This window comes from Providencia manganoxydans, from assembly GCF_016618195.1.
Classification (GTDB): Bacteria; Pseudomonadota; Gammaproteobacteria; order Enterobacterales; family Enterobacteriaceae; genus Providencia; species Providencia manganoxydans.
On sequence record NZ_CP067099.1, the window covers coordinates 317,607 to 337,107 of the forward strand.

The 19,501-nt window shown below is 42.2% G+C and carries 17 protein-coding genes; 5 read left to right on the forward strand and 12 right to left on the reverse strand.

Translation table 11 applies throughout. The annotated features are described in order from the left end of the window. Positions 1 to 3 precede the first annotated feature (3 nt). From paaD to paaA, 4 genes are all read right to left on the reverse strand, one after another. A complete protein-coding gene (paaD, locus tag JI723_RS01405) occupies positions 4 to 513 on the reverse strand; it encodes a 1,2-phenylacetyl-CoA epoxidase subunit PaaD (RefSeq protein ID WP_272580518.1) in 510 nt (169 codons plus the stop codon). 4 nt (positions 514 to 517) lie between these two features. Continuing rightward, complete coding sequence (gene paaC, locus JI723_RS01410) at positions 518 to 1,276, reverse strand: 1,2-phenylacetyl-CoA epoxidase subunit PaaC (RefSeq protein ID WP_272580517.1); 759 nt, start codon at positions 1,274 to 1,276, stop codon at positions 518 to 520. Between the two features lie 9 nt (positions 1,277 to 1,285). After that, positions 1,286 to 1,573 carry a 1,2-phenylacetyl-CoA epoxidase subunit PaaB gene (gene paaB, locus JI723_RS01415; RefSeq protein WP_070929492.1) on the reverse strand — a complete coding sequence of 96 codons (288 nt, stop codon included), beginning with the start codon at positions 1,571 to 1,573 and terminating at the stop codon, positions 1,286 to 1,288. 125 nt (positions 1,574 to 1,698) lie between these two features. Further along, complete coding sequence (gene paaA / locus JI723_RS01420) at positions 1,699 to 2,637, reverse strand: 1,2-phenylacetyl-CoA epoxidase subunit PaaA (RefSeq protein WP_272580516.1); 939 nt, start codon at positions 2,635 to 2,637, stop codon at positions 1,699 to 1,701. 317 nt (positions 2,638 to 2,954) lie between these two features. Between paaA and paaZ the strand changes: the two genes are divergently transcribed. Next, entirely contained in the window at positions 2,955 to 5,018 is a 2,064-nt protein-coding gene (gene paaZ, locus JI723_RS01425; RefSeq protein ID WP_337979736.1) for a phenylacetic acid degradation bifunctional protein PaaZ, read from the forward strand. Between the two features lie 69 nt (positions 5,019 to 5,087). Here paaZ and JI723_RS01430 read toward each other — a convergent pair whose 3' ends face one another. The 3 genes from JI723_RS01430 to proP form a co-directional block, all read right to left on the reverse strand. After that, positions 5,088 to 5,399: a monooxygenase gene (locus JI723_RS01430; RefSeq protein WP_070929490.1), complete on the reverse strand. Its 312-nt coding sequence runs from the start codon at positions 5,397 to 5,399 to the stop codon at positions 5,088 to 5,090. 70 nt (positions 5,400 to 5,469) lie between these two features. After that, positions 5,470 to 6,915 carry a deoxyribodipyrimidine photo-lyase gene (phrB, locus tag JI723_RS01435; RefSeq protein ID WP_337979737.1) on the reverse strand — a complete coding sequence of 482 codons (1,446 nt, stop codon included), beginning with the start codon at positions 6,913 to 6,915 and terminating at the stop codon, positions 5,470 to 5,472. A 26-nt stretch (positions 6,916 to 6,941) separates the two neighbouring features. Continuing rightward, the gene (gene proP, locus JI723_RS01440) at positions 6,942 to 8,444 is read right to left on the reverse strand and encodes a glycine betaine/L-proline transporter ProP (protein ID WP_070929488.1); all 1,503 of its coding nucleotides are present in this window, start codon (positions 8,442 to 8,444) and stop codon (positions 6,942 to 6,944) included. Between the two features lie 765 nt (positions 8,445 to 9,209). Between proP and poxB the strand changes: the two genes are divergently transcribed. Then, the gene (gene poxB / locus JI723_RS01445; RefSeq protein ID WP_272580513.1) at positions 9,210 to 10,934 is read left to right on the forward strand and encodes a ubiquinone-dependent pyruvate dehydrogenase; all 1,725 of its coding nucleotides are present in this window, start codon (positions 9,210 to 9,212) and stop codon (positions 10,932 to 10,934) included. A 290-nt stretch (positions 10,935 to 11,224) separates the two neighbouring features. On the opposite strand, the gene JI723_RS01450 is transcribed toward poxB, so the two are convergent. After that, positions 11,225 to 12,124, reverse strand: a complete 900-nt coding sequence (locus tag JI723_RS01450) for a DNA-3-methyladenine glycosylase family protein (protein ID WP_319067907.1) — start codon at positions 12,122 to 12,124, stop codon at positions 11,225 to 11,227. 283 nt (positions 12,125 to 12,407) lie between these two features. On the opposite strand from JI723_RS01450, the gene JI723_RS01455 reads away from it, so the two are divergent. The 3 genes from JI723_RS01455 (at position 12,408) to JI723_RS01465 (ending at position 13,982) form a co-directional block, all read left to right on the forward strand. Beyond that, a complete protein-coding gene (locus JI723_RS01455) occupies positions 12,408 to 12,962 on the forward strand; it encodes a DUF2569 domain-containing protein (protein WP_140186315.1) in 555 nt (184 codons plus the stop codon). Positions 12,963 to 12,997: 35 nt separating this feature from the next. Further along, entirely contained in the window at positions 12,998 to 13,357 is a 360-nt protein-coding gene (locus JI723_RS01460) for a DUF488 domain-containing protein (protein ID WP_272580511.1), read from the forward strand. A 130-nt stretch (positions 13,358 to 13,487) separates the two neighbouring features. After that, positions 13,488 to 13,982 (forward strand): DUF2569 family protein, encoded by a 495-nt coding sequence (locus tag JI723_RS01465; RefSeq protein ID WP_337979738.1) that lies wholly within the window; start codon positions 13,488 to 13,490, stop codon positions 13,980 to 13,982. Positions 13,983 to 14,116: 134 nt separating this feature from the next. Here the strand turns inward: JI723_RS01465 and JI723_RS01470 are convergent, their stop codons facing one another. The 4 genes from JI723_RS01470 to glpG all read right to left on the reverse strand — a co-directional run bounded on the left by JI723_RS01470 (position 14,117) and on the right by glpG (position 19,487). Then, positions 14,117 to 15,685 carry an ATP-binding cassette domain-containing protein gene (locus JI723_RS01470; RefSeq protein ID WP_337979739.1) on the reverse strand — a complete coding sequence of 523 codons (1,569 nt, stop codon included), beginning with the start codon at positions 15,683 to 15,685 and terminating at the stop codon, positions 14,117 to 14,119. Between the two features lie 391 nt (positions 15,686 to 16,076). Next, a complete protein-coding gene (gene glpD / locus JI723_RS01475; protein ID WP_070929485.1) occupies positions 16,077 to 17,585 on the reverse strand; it encodes a glycerol-3-phosphate dehydrogenase in 1,509 nt (502 codons plus the stop codon). A 273-nt stretch (positions 17,586 to 17,858) separates the two neighbouring features. Next, a complete protein-coding gene (locus JI723_RS01480; RefSeq protein WP_070929484.1) occupies positions 17,859 to 18,617 on the reverse strand; it encodes a DeoR/GlpR family transcriptional regulator in 759 nt (252 codons plus the stop codon). Positions 18,618 to 18,641: 24 nt separating this feature from the next. Then, a complete protein-coding gene (gene glpG / locus JI723_RS01485) occupies positions 18,642 to 19,487 on the reverse strand; it encodes a rhomboid family intramembrane serine protease GlpG (protein ID WP_070929483.1) in 846 nt (281 codons plus the stop codon). Between the last annotated feature and the right edge of the window lie 14 nt (positions 19,488 to 19,501).

Below are 19,501 nucleotides of genomic sequence, written 5' to 3' on the forward strand. Positions count from 1 at the left end.
CCCTTAAATACATTTAAAGTAATCAAAAGGTTCAAAGCATTCGCGGCAGCGATATAAGGCTTTACAGGCTGTAGAGCCAAACTCGCTAATTTTTTCAGTTTGTTGGCTATCACAGCGTGGGCAACGGATTGGCCCCGAGTGCTCTGGATGTTCACAAGATTTCCCCACCGGTGGGGCAATACCAAAATCGCGTAGGCGCTGTTTGGCGTTTTGATTCATCCAATCGGTTGTCCATGCAGGGGTGAGTACGACTTCGATTTCTATATTTGAAAAACCAGCATGGTGTAAAACCTGTTTTATTTCATTGAGTAAAAATTCTGTTGCAGGACAACCTGAATAAGTGGGTGTAAAAAGTACTTTCCAGCCATTGGATGTTGCGAGCACGTTGCGGATCATGCCAAGATCGGTAATTGAGAGTGCTGGCAATTCTGGATCGGGTATTTGCTGTAATTGTTGCCAAATTTGATGAAGTTGTGGCGATTGTAGGCCATTCAGGGATTGTCTCTGTTCCATAGCATCACCAGTCACAATTAGGATAAGCGCGCTGAACAAATTGCAACTCGGTTAAAAGGATACCTAGATGCTCAGTGTGATTGCCTTGTTTGCCGCCTGTTCGATAGGCATGTTGCTGAGGTAACGTTAAGGTTGCTTGTTCAAACGTTTCATTAATAGTGGTTAGCCATTGTGGCTGTATGCTGCGAGGGTCGACGGCAATCCCAATTTCAGCGAGTCCAATTTCAATATCATCGGCATGGAACAGCTCGCCAGTAAAGCGCCATAACTGATTGACTGATTGTTGGATTTTTTGGTGACTTTCTTCGCTGCCATCACCCAAACGGATCATCCAATGGCGACTAAAGCGCAAGTGATAGAGGGCTTCTTTCAATGATTTTTCGGCAATAGCGGCAAGTTGTGGATCTGCGCTGTGAGTCAGTGCTTGATACAGCGGTACGTGATAGGCATCAATAAAAAATTGGCGTACCAGTGTGTCATTAAAACCCCCATTGGGCTGCTCGACCAGTAATAGGTTACAGAATTCACGTTCATCACGCAGAAAGGCTATCTTGTCTTCATCAGACTCATCCCCTGCAAGCGTCGCCGCATAGCTGAGAAAATTTCTGGCTTGTCCCAGTAAATCTAAGCCAATGTTTGATATAGCGAGGTCGATTTCTAGCTCAGGGGCGTGGCCACACCATTCACAGAGGCGTTGCGCTAAGACTAAAGGAGTATCGCCTTGTCGTAAGACATATTGTTTGAGTGCTTCGTGCTGGTTCATTTTTCACCTTCACATATTTTTGATGCCATCAGGGATGGTGTAGAAAGTGGGATGGCGATAAACCTTAGTATCAGCCGGATCAAAGAATGTGCTTTTATCTTCTGGTTGTGAGGCAATTAAGTATGTGGCTTTGACTACCCATACTGAGCAGCCTTCGCTACGACGTGTATAGGCATCTCTAGCATTCTCTAATGCCATTTGATCATCGGCAGCATGTAGGCTGCCAACATGGCGGTGTGCGAGTCCCTGCTTGCTACGAACAAAAACTTCATATAATGGCCAGTCTTGATTGCTCATTATTTTTTCCTTTTTTTTCAATTCCATAGTCTAAGTAATTTCAGATGTCGTTAGGCAATAATTGAATAAGTCGCTAGCGGCCTAGTAAGCACTGTGACTGTAGCCAACAACACTGCAATTTAAAGTTAAGCGGCAGCTTGAATGGCTTGTTGCTTTTGACTGTATGCCATCGCGCCTTCACGAACCCATGCGCCGTCTTCCCAAGCTTTTCGTTTGGCTTCAACACGTTCGTAATTACAGATACCTTCACCTTTAATCACTTGATAAAACTCTTCCCAGTCAATTTCGCCAAAGCGATAGTGGCCAATTGACTCATCCCATTGCAGATCAGGATCAGGGATCGTCATTCCGAGTGCTTCAACTTGAGGAACTGTGTTATCAACAAACTTTTGGCGTAGCTCATCGTTACTAAATCGTTTAATTTTCCATGCCATGCTTTGCGCACTGTGTGGCGAATCACTGTCATTGGGGCCGAACATCATCAGTACTGGCCACCAAAAACGATTAATAGCATCTTGTAACATGGCTTGTTGTTGTGGAGTGCCATTGGCAAGCACGGTGACAGCTTCATAACCTTGGCGCTGATGAAAACTCTCTTCTTTGCAAATTTTCACCATAGCGCGAGCGTAAGGGCCGTATGAAGCTCGGCATAATGCAACTTGGTTTACGATGGCAGCACCATCAACTAGCCAACCAATTACGCCAACATCTGCCCAATTGAGAGTGGGGTAGTTAAAAATCGAAGAGTATTTCATTTTGCCATCAAGCATCTTTTGGTAGATGTCTTGGCGTGAGCAGCCAAGGGTTTCAGCAGCACTGTAGAGATAGAGACCGTGCCCTGCTTCATCTTGAATTTTGGCTAATAGAATCGCTTTACGCCGTAGCGTTGGAGCACGAGTTAACCAATTTGCTTCAGGTAACATACCAATAACTTCCGAGTGAGCATGTTGGCCTATCTGACGGATCAGGTTTTTCCTGTAGGCATCGGGCATCCAATCTTTTGGTTCGATATTGATGTCGGCTTCGAGTTTATTTTCGAAGTTTTCTTGATATTGATTATCCATTTTTTCACCTAAGATGATTCGAATTTTAACTCATTAAAATAAAAATGAATCATAATTAATTAACATTAATGCTAGGAATCGTTAACAAATAAATCAATGTTGATTGTTTGTGTTTTGCGATGAAGCTCACAATGATAATTTTGAATTCTTTTAAATTCAATTGCTTGGATTATCCTTGAGGCGATATTATGAGGGGGTTTTGAGTTGTTTTAATTAATTTTGTTTCTGACTTGTTAAATTTGTATTGGTATCTAAGCTTAATTTTATGATACATATTTTAGTATCAATGTTGATTATTGTTTTCTTTTGGGGGCGTAATGCAGCAATTAACAAGTTATATAATGGGTCAATGGTTATTTGGTCAGGGTGAAAGCCGTAAGATTTATCATGCATTGACCGGTGAAGCTCTATATGAAGTGTCGACAGAGGGTTTACCATTAGTTGATAGTCTCGCTTATGGGCGCAAACATGGTGGTGACGCATTGGCTGCCATGACATTTCAGCAACGCGGGCAAATGCTTAAGGCCGTCGCTAAATATTTATTAGAGCGTAAGGATTATCTTTATGAGATATCGGCACAAACAGGCGCAACAAAGGTGGATAGCTGGGTAGATATTGAAGGGGGGATTGCAACACTGTTTGCTTTTTCAGGGCTAGCAAATCGTGAGCTACCAGACGATACCATTTGGCCTGAAGATGAGATGATCCCTTTATCCAAACAAGGGCAGTTTATTGCACGTCATATCTTAACTTCTCGTCGTGGTGTCGCCTTACACATTAATGCGTTTAACTTTCCTTGTTGGGGGATGTTAGAAAAGCTCGCGCCCACTTGGTTAGCCGGCGTCCCTGCGATTATCAAACCTGCAACTGCCTCAGCTCAATTAACACAAGCGATGGTAAGTTTAATTGTTGAAAGTGGGTTGGTGCCCGAAGGTGCAATACAGCTAATTTGCGGCGGTGTGGGTGAGATATTTGAACATCTTGATTTTGAAGATGTTGTGACATTTACAGGTTCGGCGGCAACTGGGCAAAAATTAAAATCCCATCCACGGTTACGCGAAAAATCCATTCCTTTCACGATGGAAGCAGATTCCCTTAATTGTGCCATTCTTGGGGTGGATGTGCAGCCAGAGCAACCTGAGTTTTCTTTATTTATTAAAGAAATAGTACGTGAAATGACATCAAAGTCTGGACAAAAATGTACTGCTATCCGTCGTATCATTGTGCCCGGATCTCAATTGGAAGCTGTCAAGCAGGCGCTATTGCATCGTTTGTCAGGTATCACTGTTGGTGATCCTGCGGTAGAAGGCGTTCGTATGGGGGCGTTGATTAACCAAGAGCAACGCGATGATGTGCAAGAAAAAGTTCTTTTCTTGCAACAAAATGGCTGTGAAATACTGTGTGGTGGAACAACTCAAGGCGTCAACATCATAGGTGGCGATATTCATACAGGGGCATTTTACCCTCCGACCTTGCTATATTGTGCCGATCCTTATACGCATCGAGCAGTACATGAAACGGAGGCTTTTGGCCCTGTTGCGACATTGATGAGTTATCAGACTACGGAGCAAGCTGTTGAGCTCGCGATTATGGGAGAAGGAAGCCTTGCTGGAACTGTGGTTACGGCAGAAGCATCCGTTGCTCAAGAGGTTATTCGTCATAGTGCTAGAGCACATGGGCGAATGTTGATCCTTAATGAGGCAGCGGCGACGGAATCGACAGGCCATGGTTCCCCGCTTCCTTTGTTAGTGCATGGTGGTCCCGGTAGAGCGGGTGGCGGTGAAGAGCTAGGTGGGTTAAGAGCCGTTAAACACTATATGCAACGGACCGCTATTCAAGGGAGTCCATCAATGTTGACCGCAGTGACTAAGCAATGGAGTCGTGGCGCTGAAGTGTATGCAGACCCAGTACATCCATTTAGAAAATATTTTGAAGATTTAGTCATTGGCGACACATTATTAACTGCCAGACGTACTGTATCGGAAGCCGATTTAGTCAATTTTGCTTGCCTAAGTGGTGATCATTTTTATGCTCATATGGATAAAATAGGCGCTGCGCAGTCACTGTTTGGTGAACGTGTCGCTCATGGTTACTTTGTGGTATCCGCGGCAGCTGGTTTATTTGTTGATGCAGCCGTTGGTCCTGTGATCGCTAACTATGGAATGGAAAATCTACGTTTTATTGAACCAGTGAAAATTGGCGACACAATTCAAGTACGTTTAACCTGTAAGAAGAAAATTAAAAAGGCGCAAAAAACGCAAGAAGATAAGCCAAACGGTGTGGTTGAGTGGGATGTTCAGGTCTTCAACCAACATGGTGTGGTAGTTGCGCTATATAGTATTCTGACGTTAGTTGAGCGTCGTGAAGGGGATTTTGTGTAGTAGTGACGGCTATCGATAAGGAAAAAACTTTTGTGTACGATAAACACAAGGTTTTTTCCTTAGATTGTATTACTTAGTGATAAATTGCGCTTGGTTGAGCTGGCTCAGCGCGTTATTCACAGCAAAAATTTCGCCTCTGACTTCAGGGACGCCAAAGGATTTTAAACGGGCGCTGTGTTTTTCAAGATAGGCTTGAGCTTGTTGTGGTGAAGCAAATAGATAGATACCCCCTGCTTTTTGTGTAGAGGGATTTTCTGTCCATATCTTCCAAATAAAGCCAGGCTCTTGATTAATCGATCCTGCGAGTTCTTCCATTGCGCTTGCCATTTCATCACCCCAAGGTCCCTGATAGGGGAAATCAACTTGTAAAATAACCTGCATAATCACTCCTGTTTGATTTTCTGTTTGCTGTGCACAGTATACTGATTAAGTGAAATTATTACTTTGATGATTAATGGTTTTTCAAGCTGTCACGTTTACTGGCTTCAAATGCTTCTAACGTGTTCAAACGAGCTTGTTTATGGTCAACAATCGGTTTTGGATAGTTCAGTTTAAGTTGATTTGATTCAGCCCATTCATGGGGGGAGTGAATATATTTATCGGGTACTGCCTGTAGTTCAGGTAACCATTGGCGAATAAACTCACCTTGTGGATCAAATTTTTTGCCTTGGGTCGTTGGGTTGAAAATGCGAAACCAAGGTTGTGCATCGGTACCTGTTGAAGCCGACCATTGCCAGCCACCATTGTTGGCGGCTAATGAGCCGTCGATCAACCGCTGCATAAAGTATTGTTCGCCAAGCCGCCAATCAATTAATAAGTCTTTGACAAGAAAACTCGCGGTGATCATTCTGAGTCGATTATGCATCCAACCAGTGGTATTGAGTTGGCGCATTGCGGCATCCACAATCGGGTAACCTGTTTGACCCTCTTGCCATGCTTTAAGTTGTTCTTTCGAGTTATTCCACTGAATGTACCGTGTCCATTCAATAAACGGTTGATGACGGCATAAACGGGGAAACGCCACTAGCAGGTGGTGATAAAATTCACGCCAAATCAGTTCGTTTAGCCATGTAAATGCGCCACTATCGGGCGAATCAAAAACATGAGGGTTTTCAGCCAGTAAACGATTTAAGCATTGCCTAGGTGATAGGACACCAATAGCTAAATAGGGTGATAATTGGCTGGTTCCATCAATGGATGGGATATCGCGATGTTGTGAGTAATTTTTTACTTTCAGGCGACAAAATTGCCTTAGCTGCTGCCGTGCAGCATGCTCACCTGCGGGAAAATGTGGCGCAATATCAACAAAATCATAATCGAACAGGGTCGATACCGCTGGTACGGTCAGTTTTTCTCCTCTCGCCTGAGGAGCAGGAGCTGAGTGGTAATCGGTTGTGACGAGCTGTGTGATAAAAGCGCGACGAAATGGTGTATAGACTTGGTACATCTCACCTTTTTGGTTTGTCACTGAAGTAGGGGGTAACAACAGTGCATCATCAAAGGCATGAACATGAAAAGATGTAGATTGATTAATTAGCCATTGGTCTCGTTGCTGTTCATTCAGTTCGTATTGGCGATTAAAAAACACGTGGTCGGCTTGTTGTTGCTGGGCAAAATCAAGCACCCACTGCGCTGCTTGTGTGAAATCAGAAACGGTATGGCAAATTAAAGGGATCGCTAACTGCGCCAGTGAATGGCGTAACTCAAGTAAGTTCTGATGAATAAAAGTAATTTGTCGTGGTGAGAGATCATGTGCTCGCCATTGTTCCGGCGTGGCGGTAAACACGGCGAGCACGTTTGCTTCAGGATCAGCACAAGCAGATGATAACGCTTTATTATCGGTAACTCTTAAGTCGTTACGAAACCAGACTATATGACAAGCCCGTTTTTTCGTCATCATCTACTCCTTTCTTAGCTTGGTGCTTAATCCAATTTTGGGTGCTGGTTGATTAACGATTGACGTTTTTTCTCAAGTTCAGCAATTTGTTGTTCAATATCTTCAACTTTTTGTTCGATATTGTCATAGTGCTCGTTTAAAATTTCTTTCGCTTCTGCGCGGTCAGATGCTGCCGGTGTGGCCCCTCGAAGTGGTTTATTGGCAGTTTCTGGCATTCTGATCCCAGTATACAAACCAATCAGTGCGATAACCATCAAATAGAAGGCTGGCATGTACAGATTATTGGTTGATTCAACTAACCAAGCTGCAACCGTTGGCGTGGCACCAGCAATCAAGACCGAAATATTAAAGGCAATTGCAAGGGCGCTATAACGAATATGCGTTGGGAAAATCGCGGGTAAAATTGACGCCATTACCCCAGTAAAACAGTTAAGTAAAACAGCTAAAATCAGTAAGCCAACAAAAATCAGACCAACAGAGCCGCTGTCAATCAGCATAAAGGCTGGGTAAGCTAAAATAAGCAAACCTACACTACCTGCAATGACGAATGGACGACGACCAATTTTATCACTGGTTAAGCCAATGATTGGTTGGACAAATAGCATACCTATCATGATAGCAATGATGATTAACACACCGTGGTCGGCTGAATAATTCAAGTTATGCGATAGGTAACTTGGCATATATGTCAATAACATATAGTAAGTTACGTTCGTTGCGATAACTAAGCCAACACAGATCATCAGGCTCTTCCAATATTTGGAGACCACTTCACGGAATGAAACCTTCGGTGGATTTTGAATGTTGGCTTTATCTTGTTTTTCTAATGTCTCGATATGCTGTTGGAATGCAGGGGTTTCTTCAAGTGCATGACGTAGATATAGGCCGATAATACCAAGTGGCAGTGCTAAGAAGAATGGAATTCTCCAACCCCACTCATGGAAGTTTTCTTCTCCAACGATACTTGAGATCAGCACAACAACACCGGCACCTAGGACGAAGCCCGCGATAGAACCAAAGTCTAACCAGCTGCCCATAAAGCCACGTTTACGGTCAGGAGAGTATTCGGCAACAAAGATAGCAGCGCCTGAGTACTCACCACCAACAGAGAAGCCTTGTGCTAATTTAGCTAGCAACAATAAGATCGGAGCCCAAATACCAATACTGGCATACGATGGTATTAAACCAATACAGAAGGTACTGACCGCCATAATAATAATGGTGACGGACAAGACTTTTTGTCGGCCATATTTATCACCTAAAATCCCAAAAACCACGCCACCTAATGGGCGGACGAGAAATGGCACGGAGAATGTGGCTAATGCGGCTATCATCTGGACGCTCGGTGATGCGCCAGGGAAGAAGACTTGGCCAAGTACGTAAGCTAAGAAGCCATATACACCAAAATCAAACCATTCCATCGCATTACCCAGCGAAGCAGCGGTGATTGCTTTTTTTAATTTACCATCATCAATAATGGTGATGTCGTTAATATTTAGTGGTTTTTCTTTTTTCTTTCTGAACTTCATAATGAAACCATCCTGTTATCTGAATTTCAAAAACGTGCGGGGCTACGTTATTAGACTAGTCATAACTCGCGGAACACATCAATAAATCAATCACTATTTTAAAAAGTCCTCAATATGGCATATGTCACGCTGAACTTTATTACTAATAATAAGGGTAGAACTATCGCTAATAATTGCGAGGGGAAATGTGAAGAACAGAGGAATAATGAGTGCAATTTTGTTGTAATAAATTGGGTAAAAAAAGCAAAATTGGAACCTTTATATGACCTAACATTCGAGCAATTGTATAATAATATCGATTAAATGTAAAATGCCGGCTATTTATGCTGATTAGTGCTGTTATTTTTGATGTTTAGTCTGAAAAGTGATATTTACATCTCTTACCCTTTTCGACTCATTAGATTTTTTCTACAGATATTTTTTCTGTTTATTTTACGCTTTGGCCTGCATTCGATAATTTAGAATATTTATTTGCCATTCTTAGTTTGTAATTTATTAAATAATTGTAAATATTATTTTTTTTGCCATGTTTAAGTTTAATTTAAAACTTAATTTATGCTGAACCTAGACTCTTCTTTTGATATTAGTGGATGATTATTCTGTTCTTATTGCCGATTGATTTTAGCTGGTAGGAACAGTCAATTTAATTAGTTACACTAGGTGCAGCATATAAATTAGTTTAATAAAAATGAAGTATTGCGGAGAGTGTATTATCAGCTTCCGTGAATGATTTTAACCTAATCTTGACTTTGAAAGAGTGCCACTATGAAAAAACAGACTGTCGCATCCTATGTCGCAAAAGTTCTAGATAACGCAGGTGTTAAGCGTATTTGGGGCGTTACTGGTGATTCACTAAACGGTTTAAGTGATAGCTTACGCCGCCTTGGAACCATTGAGTGGTTAGGCACTCGCCATGAAGAAGTTGCCGCGTTTGCAGCAGGCGCTGAAGCTCAAATGACAGGTGAACTCGCGGTTTGTGCGGGTTCTTGTGGTCCAGGTAACATGCACCTTATTAATGGGTTATATGATTGCCATCGTAACCGCGTGCCAGTATTGGCCATTGCTGCACATATCCCATCAAGTGAGATTGGTAGCAATTACTTCCAAGAAACTCACCCAACAGAGCTATTCCGTGAGTGCAGTCATTATTGTGAAATGATTTCTAACCCAGAGCAATTGCCACAAGTTCTCGGTATTGCAATGCGCAAAGCCATCCTAGAAAGAGGCGTTTCTGTGATCGTATTACCGGGTGATATCGCATTACGCGACGCGCCTGAGAATGCGGTTGATACATGGTATCAGCCACAGGCTCCATTGATCATGCCTCAGCACTCTGAAATTGCAAAATTGGCAGATGCACTAAATCAATCAACAAATATCACGCTGTTCTGTGGTGCTGGCTGTGCAGGCGCACACGATGAAGTGATCAAACTAGCGGAAACATTGAAAGCCCCAGTTGTACACGCATTACGTGGTAAAGAGCATATTGAATGGGATAACCCATATAGTGTAGGTATGACAGGGTTAATTGGTTTCTCATCTGGTTATCATGCCATGATGAATGCGGATACTGTGGTTTTATTAGGCACCCAATTCCCATATCGTCCGTTCTATCCGCAAGGCGCTAAGATCATTCAAATTGATATCAATGCAGGTAGCTTAGGCTCACATTGTCATATCGATATGGGTATGATTGGTGATATTAAAACGACGTTAACTGCATTACAGCCTCATTTAGACGTTAAACAAGATAGTCACCATCTAGATAGTGCATTGAAGCACTATGTTGAAGCGCGTAAAGGCTTAGATGATTTAGCAAAACCGGGTAAAGAAGGGGTTATTCATCCGCAATATTTGGCGAGCCGGATCAGCGAATTAGCTGATGATGATGCGGTTTTCACTTGTGATGTAGGAACGCCAACGGTTTGGGCTGCTCGTTATCTGAAAATGAACGGTAAGCGCCGTTTAATCGGTTCATTCAACCATGGTTCGATGGCCAATGCGATGCCACAAGCGATGGGTATTCAGTCTGTTGATAAAAAACGCCAAGTGATCACAATGAGTGGTGATGGTGGTTTCAGTATGCTGATGGGCGACATGCTATCACTGGCACAAATGAATCTACCGGTAAAAGTGGTTATTCTGAATAATGGTGTGCTCGGCTTTGTTGCCATGGAAATGAAAGTGGGTGGTTTCCTCACAGAAGGAACAGACTTACATAACCCTAACTTCGCTGCGGTAGCAAATGCAGCAGGTATCAAAGGGATCCGTGTTGAGAAAAGTGAAGACATTGATGCAGCGTTAAAAGAAGCTTTCGCACATGATGGCCCTGTAGTCGTGGATGTCGTTACGGCTAAACAGGAACTCTCTATGCCACCAACCATCAATGCACAAGAGGCGAAAGGCTTTAGTTTATATATGTTAAAAGCCATCCTCAGTGGCCGCGGTGATGAAGTCGTTGAGTTAGCAAAAACTAACTGGCTACGTTAATGTTCATACCCCAATCCGTTTTTCGGTTGGGGTATATACTCGTTATACTTTAAGTTGCAGGGTTGTTGACTACACTCAGCGAGTCGAGTCATAGAGTCTATCTATGCTCCCCGCCTATCTTCACTTGTCGCCTACCTGCATCTTGAATTATTTAGAGTATACCGGTCATGCTTGAAGATAGTGTGGGTGACTACGTTGAATAAGCCACCTCACCTATCTTTATTCATCACCCATTTGTATCTGGAATGATCCAGAGTATCGAGATCCGCCATGACTCATCGTGGTGGGTTCTAGTATCCTGCCGCAGACTGACTTCGCCATAAATGTGCCGCAACCAAAGCACGCCAAGGAGAAAACTCCGTTAACCATTTTTCAGTTTCTTTGGCTGTTGGCTGTGTTGCCATTTTTAATAAGGGTTGTAAGTTACGCCTCACCGCGACATCACCATGTAACGAGCCATCAAGGTAATTGAAACCGCGCAAAAGTGCATAGCTGACTGTCCATGGGCCAATACCTTTTAGGTTGAGGAGTTGGTTAGCCAGCTCTTGGTGATTGTTTTGATTTATTTGGACCGATAAATCGATCTGTTTGTCGATAATCGCAGCACAGAGGGCGCGGATCGCGACAATTTTCCCCGCAGAAAAACCCGTTTGCCGCAAGGTATCGTCGTCAGTCGCAGCGACCTGTTGCTCGTTAGGAAAGCACCAAATACCCGATGAGTGCATGCTCCCCGTTGCTTGAATAAAGCGTCGGCGTATTGCAATCGCGGCAGTGACACTGATTTGTTGGCCAATAATTGCCCATACTAAGGCTTCAAATGCACTAGCAGATTGATAGATACGTAGGCCTTGTTGATGTTGGATTAACTGACCAATGATTGGATGAGATAAATACTGCGTTTCGAACTGTTCAATCGCTTGTTGTAAGCCAAGCATGTGCTTGCCAATCTCTATCATTTTTTGATCATTGGCGATATTACTTGAGTCATCCACTTCTAGTTTGATAGTGGCCATTTGTTGGTCGATTGTAATAATCAGCTGCGCCGGCGAGTTATCCCAAAGTATGCCTTTACGTAGTACATTGTTTTCGACGATTTCTGCAATGTTTTGTCTATCTCTTAAATGAAATGCAAAAAAATCATCAGCGCGAAAATTTACAGGTAGAATAAGCGGTGAGATTGCAGTTGGCATGATGTGAGCCTTTATATTGTGATACAACGCATTTTGGCATGATTAATTTGGATTTCAAGCGTGTCATCTTACTTGAAAAGAGTTAGAGTTTATATTTGTCATACTTCAAGTTGCAGCGCTTTTCGTGAAGGTATAATGATTGCGCTCACTTGTGCTAGTCACGCCGTTTTCTATTTTACTAGCAACGAGTTCATTCGTAGCTTAAGCTGTGCCGTGAATTATTTAGAGTATAATAATCATAATATTTTGATGCTGTTGAATAAAACAAAGCAAGGATGTGATGATGAATGATTCAGAAGATTGCTCTGTCCGTGAGGGTAGTAACAAGGCATTTCTTCAAGATATTCCGAATAAATCACCTACTGCCCGTGATGCTAAACCACCTTTAAAACCAGCAGGGTTAGGGGGATGGCTAATATTGCCAATGCTCGGGCTCATTGTGTCTTTGTTTTATTTGCCATTCTCATTCTGGGTAGCCTACGCAGATGTCTTTGAATATTGGAATTTGTTAACAGACCCAACATCCTCTTATTTTATGCCGTTATTTAAAGAACTAACGTATTTTGAGGTCATGGGTAATGTCATTCTTTATGGAACACTGCTATATCTTTGCTATCTGTTTTTCACGAAAAAGAAATTGGCGGTGAAAGTAATTATATTTTTCTACGTATTTTCACTGATATTAATCATTGCTGATGTTATTCTAGTCAAAGAGTTGCTTGCAGTTCCTGTCGATGACAAAGATGTGAAAGAGATTATTCGTGGTGCAGTGGTTTGTGCGATTTGGATCCCTTATTTTTTAACCTCTGTTAGAGTGAAAAATACATTTGTAAATTAACGATATAAACATTACGGCGGTTGAAAGGAGGGCGCATGATTTACTGTAAAAGAGTCTATGACCCAGTTTCGCCTGAAGATGGATACCGTGTACTGATTGACCGATTATGGCCGCGTGGAATAAAAAAAATCGATTTACAGTATGACGAGTGGAATAAAGCAGTTGCACCATCAAATGAATTGCGTAAATGGTTCCATCAACATCCAGATCAATTTGATAAATTTGTAGCGAGTTACTATCAAGAGCTAAATAATAATACGCAAGCGTGGGAAACTTTGGTGCAACAATCACAGCAAGGTAATCTGACATTATTGTATAGCGCAAAGGATAGGGTGCATAATCAAGCCAATGTGCTCAAGTCTTATCTAGAACATGGCATACCCATTATGCCTTAAGTTACGGTATTTCTCGTTGAGATATTCGTATCAGTCACAGTGTTTTCTATACCCCTAGCGACTCGTTTATTTGTCGCCTAGCTGTATCTTGAATGGTTTAGAGTATATTAAGCAATAAGGTTATTAAAAAATGGATGTAAACCAGCCGACTGCTACAACGGTTCCACAAAAAGCACCACTACAGGGGATTGGTGGATGGCTTATTTTCCCTGTGATTGGTTTGTTTTATATGTTGTATCAAACCTTAATGATGGTGCTATTCGATATCAATCAAATCAAAACAGTGTGGCATTTAGTCACAAATGTTAATTCTGATTTTTATGTTAGTGGCTTTTCTACAGCGTTTTATTCATTACAAGCAGGCCATGGCATATTGGTTTTGTTATTAATATGGACGTTTGTTGCCGCACTAAAATGGCAAAAAAAAGCTAAAGTCTTATTTATTATATCTATGCTGTTATACAGTTTAATGATCATCGCTTCTCGTTTTGTATTTCCAAACTTTTTTGGTATTGAAGTCAAATATGGCTATATGATGACAGTAGTAAACAGTGTGTTTTATTGTTTTATTTGGATCCCATATCTCTTGGTTTCAGACAGAGTGAAACAGACGTTTATTCGCTAGCCTTGAATCAAAGCCGAAAGCTACAAAGCCCTCAAAATGAGGGCTAAGTGGTTTTTTCGGACTCGCAATTCCCTTTCTTGTCTTGTTTCCATGACTCATAGTTGGTTATTGAGTGGGTTAAAGCTCGGTGCTGTTTAATTACCTAAACAAAGGGTATGAGTTATCCCACACCGTTCAACAAATACCTCGTCGTGCGAAACGAGGAATAATGTGCCTTGGTAGTCATGTAATAGTGCTTCTAGTAATGTTTTTGAATCAATATCAAGGTGGTTGTCTGGTTCATCCAATAACAATACGGCGGGCGGAGTTGGACTATTTATCAGCGCCAATAATGTTGCTTTTAGCTGCTCCCCACCACTAAGTTGATGGAGCGGCTGTAGGGATTTATCTCCTCGAATTCTTAGCATACCCAGCTGAGTACGCCACTGTTCAACGGTCAATGCAGGTTGGTAACGTTGCAATGCTTCAGCGACGGGTAAATTTTTATCTAATAAATTTAAGTGCTGATCGAGATAGCAGAACATTGGGCTGATGCGATATTCACCTGCTCGCTCAGAGATTTTTCCCGCAAGCGTTTTCAACAATGTTGATTTTCCACTGCCGTTAAGACCTTTGATATGCCAATGTTCCCCGGTATAAGCAGTAAATGATAAAGGCTCAAGGTAGCCATAAGATAGTTGTAATTGTGACGCAAAAACCGTGACTTTCTTCCCATCAGCTTGGTAGTTCAGCACCATTTTCTGTTGTTGAGTATGGATTAGCTGATCTTGGGCTTGTTGTTGTTGTTGCTGCAAGTCGCTCATGACTCTTTGATGGCGTTCTGCAACGTTTGATTGCCTTTTTTGTGCTCGATTGGTTTTCATATCAAGCAGTAATAACGATTGCGAGCCGCTATAGCGAACTTTTTCACCTTGTTTACGACGTTGTTCTGCTTTTTGCAGTGTGGCTTGTTGTTGGCGTTTTTCTTGGCGAATTTGGTGACTTAATCGCTCAGTTTTGGCTTCAATTGCCGCAGTCGCAAAGTTTTTTTGCTCTTTATATAGCGCATAATCACCACCATATTCATGTAATCCCTTATCGGTTAACTCAAAAATAGTATGCATATGCGCTAACAAAGCACGGTTATGGGTGATCACCAATGAACCTGCATTATGTTCTGCGAGTTTATCGCTTAACCATTGACGGCCATCATGATCAAGATGGTTATCTGGCTCATCTAATAATAAAAAATGATCTTTATTTAAAAAGGCGCGACATAAGGCAAGTCGTGTGCGTTCTCCCCCACTAAGGTGACTAATGGGAGTATCTAATGATACGGGTAATTTGGCTGAATCTAATAGGCTTTGCCATTTGGCAGGTAAATGCCATTTATCCTCTAGGAGGTTTATATCATTCAGTGTTGGATTGCCTGAATTAACCCTTGCAAACGCATTGGTGAGTTCACTGATACCTAATGCATCGGCAATCGAATCACCTTGTAAACGGGTTAACTGATCTATATGAATAAAGGGCATCACCCATTTTAGATTACCTGATGTTGGCGTTATTTGTTCTGCGAGTAGACGCATTAAAACCGATTTGCCTTTGCCATTATTGCCAATGAGCGCATTTTTTTGGCATAGCAAGGTTCCACTCAAATGAGCAAATAGAGTGGTTTGATTAAATTCAATACTAAGTTGTGAGAAATGACATGCAACAGTCATGTGTACCTCCTGAGAACAGGGGCAGACAACGTTGGGTTATCTCTTAGGGATAAAAGCGATGGATGACCATTGTCTGCCAAAATAGAAAAAGAAATACCGAATGAGGTATTTGTTAGCATTTTCTGGCAGATCTCAAATCATCGTCGTGGGATACCTTACAGTGAGAAATTAACTTAGCTATTTAATTAGGCAAACTATACCCGTCACACTACAAATTGCAAGTGATGGACTTGGCTCACTCGCACCAGTCACATAATTTTTTATACACCTAGTCACTTGCTTGCGCCTAGCTGAGCATTGAATTATTTAGGTAACATATTCATTAAAAAGTAAAAACCAGCTAGCTAAACGCTAACTGGTTTTTAGTGCATTGCCAACGAGATTTTTATTGCTAAATTGCTGCCGGCTGAGTTGCTTTCAAACGCTCAGCCAACCATTGTGCGATGCGCTGTTGTTCACTTTCATTCAGCCACATGCCCAATTTGGTACGACGCCAAATAGCGTCATCTAATTCAGTTACCCACTCATGTTCAACAAGGTAGCGTAGTTCAGCTTCGTAGACGTTATGGCCAAATGCTTCGCCAAGATCGCTGAGGGAATTTGCACCATCAAGGATCAGCTTGCTTTGACTACCGTAAGTTCTTGCAAAGCGCAGTGCTAGCCCTTCAGGCAACCAGTTGTAGCGTTGGCGTAGTAAGCGCGCGTAGCCGTCACGATCACAACCTTCGATATCACCACCCGGTAGTACACCATTTTTGGTCCATGCTGCTCCCGCATTTGGATAATAATGGGCAAGTTTTCCGACAGCGGCTTCGGCAAGTTTACGATAAGTGGTTAATTTACCGCCGAATACAGATAATAATGGTGCTTTGCCATTTTCATCGTGAATATCTAATGTGTAATCACGAGTGATTGCTTGAGGTGAATCTGATTCATCATCACACAGTGGGCGAACCCCTGAGTAATCCCAAACAATATCATCTTTAGTTAATTGTTTCTTGAAGTGGTCGTTATAGACTTTCAACAGATAGTTCACTTCATTATCATCGATACGAACATCTTTTGGATCACCTTTATATTCAACATCGGTGGTACCAATGATAGAAAACTCATCCATCCAAGGAATAACGAAAACAATGCGGTTGTCTTCGTTTTGTAAAATGTAAGCTTGTGGTTCATCATGAGCACGAGGTACGACAATATGACTACCTTTGATCAGACGAATACCATAAGGTGATTTGAGTTTTAAACCATCGTCAAAGAACTCTTTCACCCATGGGCCTGTCGCGTTGACTAGGCCTTTCGCTTTCCACGTTGCTTTTTCGCCAGTACGTAAATCTTCAGCTTCAACAACCCATAGGCCATCTTCTCGGTATGCACGCGTCACTTTAGTGCGCGTGCGAACTTCACCATGCTTACGAACGACTTCTTGAGCGTTTAATACCACCAAACGAGCATCATCAACCCAACAGTCGGAATATTCAAAACCTTTATTAAGTTCTGGTTTTAATACAGAATTTTGACCGAATTTTAATCCCTTACTTCCAGGTAAACTGGTACGTTTACCCAAATGATCATATAGGAACAGACCAATACGGATCATCCACGCTGGGCGCAGGTGAGGTTGATGTGGCAAACGGAAGCGCATTGGAAATGCAATGTGCGGTGCCAGTTTTAACAGGACTTCGCGTTCAGCTAGTGCTTCGCTAACGAGGCGGAACTCATAATGTTCCAAATAACGTAATCCACCATGGATCAGCTTTGAACTCGCAGATGAAGTTGCACTGGCTAAGTCTTGAGCCTCAAGCAGCAATACAGATAGTCCACGGCCAGCGGCATCTGCCGCAATACCAGCGCCGTTTATACCGCCGCCGATTACAATCAAGTCTTTAGTTTCCATGCATCCCCCTGAGATGTTCGAAACACTTTCTATAATGTTCGTTTTCGCTCATTCATTGTAATCAAAACCGATTAATATGCCAACTATTTAGCGACAAAAAACAACAACTGCGTGATAAAGGTAACAATTTTTTTTCAATAACCACAATAGTTATAAGTTTATTTAGAGGAAATGAACATGTTCGAACATTAACGAGCGATCGTCTTTAGGGGAGCAACAGATAGAGATGAAGGAGAAATGATGAGATGGTAGAGGATCTACCATCTCAAAAAATTAGCAAAGTTCTAATTGGACATTATGCTGTTCAATCACTTTTTGAATGCTGTCTGGCGGTTGTTGATCGGTAAATAAGTAGTCGATAAGATTCATGTTGCCAAGGTTAACCATCGCATTACGACCAAATTTTGAATGGTCAGTGACGAGCATCACGCAACGTGAGTTTTCAATAATGGCACGTTTAGTGCGGACTTCATGATAATCGAACTCAAGCAATGACCCATCCATATCAATGCCGCTGATCCCTAAGATACCGTAATCGAGCCTAAATTGTGAGATGAAGTCTAAGGTTGCTTCACCAACAATACCGCCATCGCGTGAGCGCACTTCACCACCCGCTAAGATCAGGCGAAAATCTTCTTTGGCCATTAATAGGGTTGCAACGTTTAGGTTATTAGTCACTACACGTAGGTTTTTATGATTGACTAATGCATGGGCGACGGCTTCCGGTGTCGTACCTATATCGATAAACAGTGTCGCGCCATCTGGAATTTGGCTAGCAACCCGCTGGGCAATACGCGCTTTTTCATCTGACCACATGATCTTACGGTCGTTATAAGCGGCGTTTACAGAGCTGGAAGGGAGTGCAGCGCCACCATGGTGGCGCTGAATTTTATTTTGTTCAGCGAGATCATTGAGGTCACGACGGATTGTCTGAGGGCTAACCTCGAAATGTTCGACAAGCTCTTCAGTGCTTACATAGCCTTGAAGGCGAACGAGTTCGATGATTGCATCATGTCTCTGGGTCTGTTTCACGGTGTTAGCCTCTGTCTATTATCTTCATCTGGAGCTCTGATGTTTGAAAGTATGGCGATTATCCCATAATCCCATTAATAAGCCGATAATTAACCCTGATATATGTGCGGCATTAGCGATATCAGTACCTAAAATACCTAAGTTGCCTAAAAAGAGCCAGACAACCACAAAAATCATTAAACCACGTGGTGCACTAACTTCTTTTTCAGGCTGGCGTTCGCCTATTAACCAAACATAGCTGATCAAGGCGTAAACGACACCAGATAGCCCACCAAAGTTAGATTCACTATAAATAGATTGGCCCCAATTACAGAACAAAGCTGACACGAGAAAGAGTGTTAGCAGCTTGCCCGTACCAAGCCTACGTTCAACTTGGCTAGCTAAATACCACCATAATACGAGGTTAAATCCTAGTTGAGAAAGAGAGAATTGTACGAAAGCAGGACTAAACCAACGCCACAGTTCAAATTGTTGTCCTTCTCTAGGCCATGCAAGGTAACGCAATACATCAAGATGTTGAGTCATTGATAACCACAGGTAGATACCTGCGCAAATTAGCATTACAGCAAGGGTTAATGGCCCTGATTGTGCTTTTAAATAGTCTAATGTGAGGTGGTTACGATATTTAAAGCCAGTCTGTGTTGTTCCTGTTTGCCAACTCGCTTCGGTATAACGTGGATCAGTTGGGTTCTGTAAAAACAGTTTAAGCTCATGATGTACTCGCTCAGTTTGCGTTTCATCATCAAGCCAAATTTCAACTTGCTGTTGCTCTGGTATCGTATGAATTTTTAATTGGATATGTTGGCTTGCCATATAATCGACAAATGCCTGAGCGACTCTGGGATTTTCGAAGGAAACAACATGGATCATGAAAGGTGCTTCTC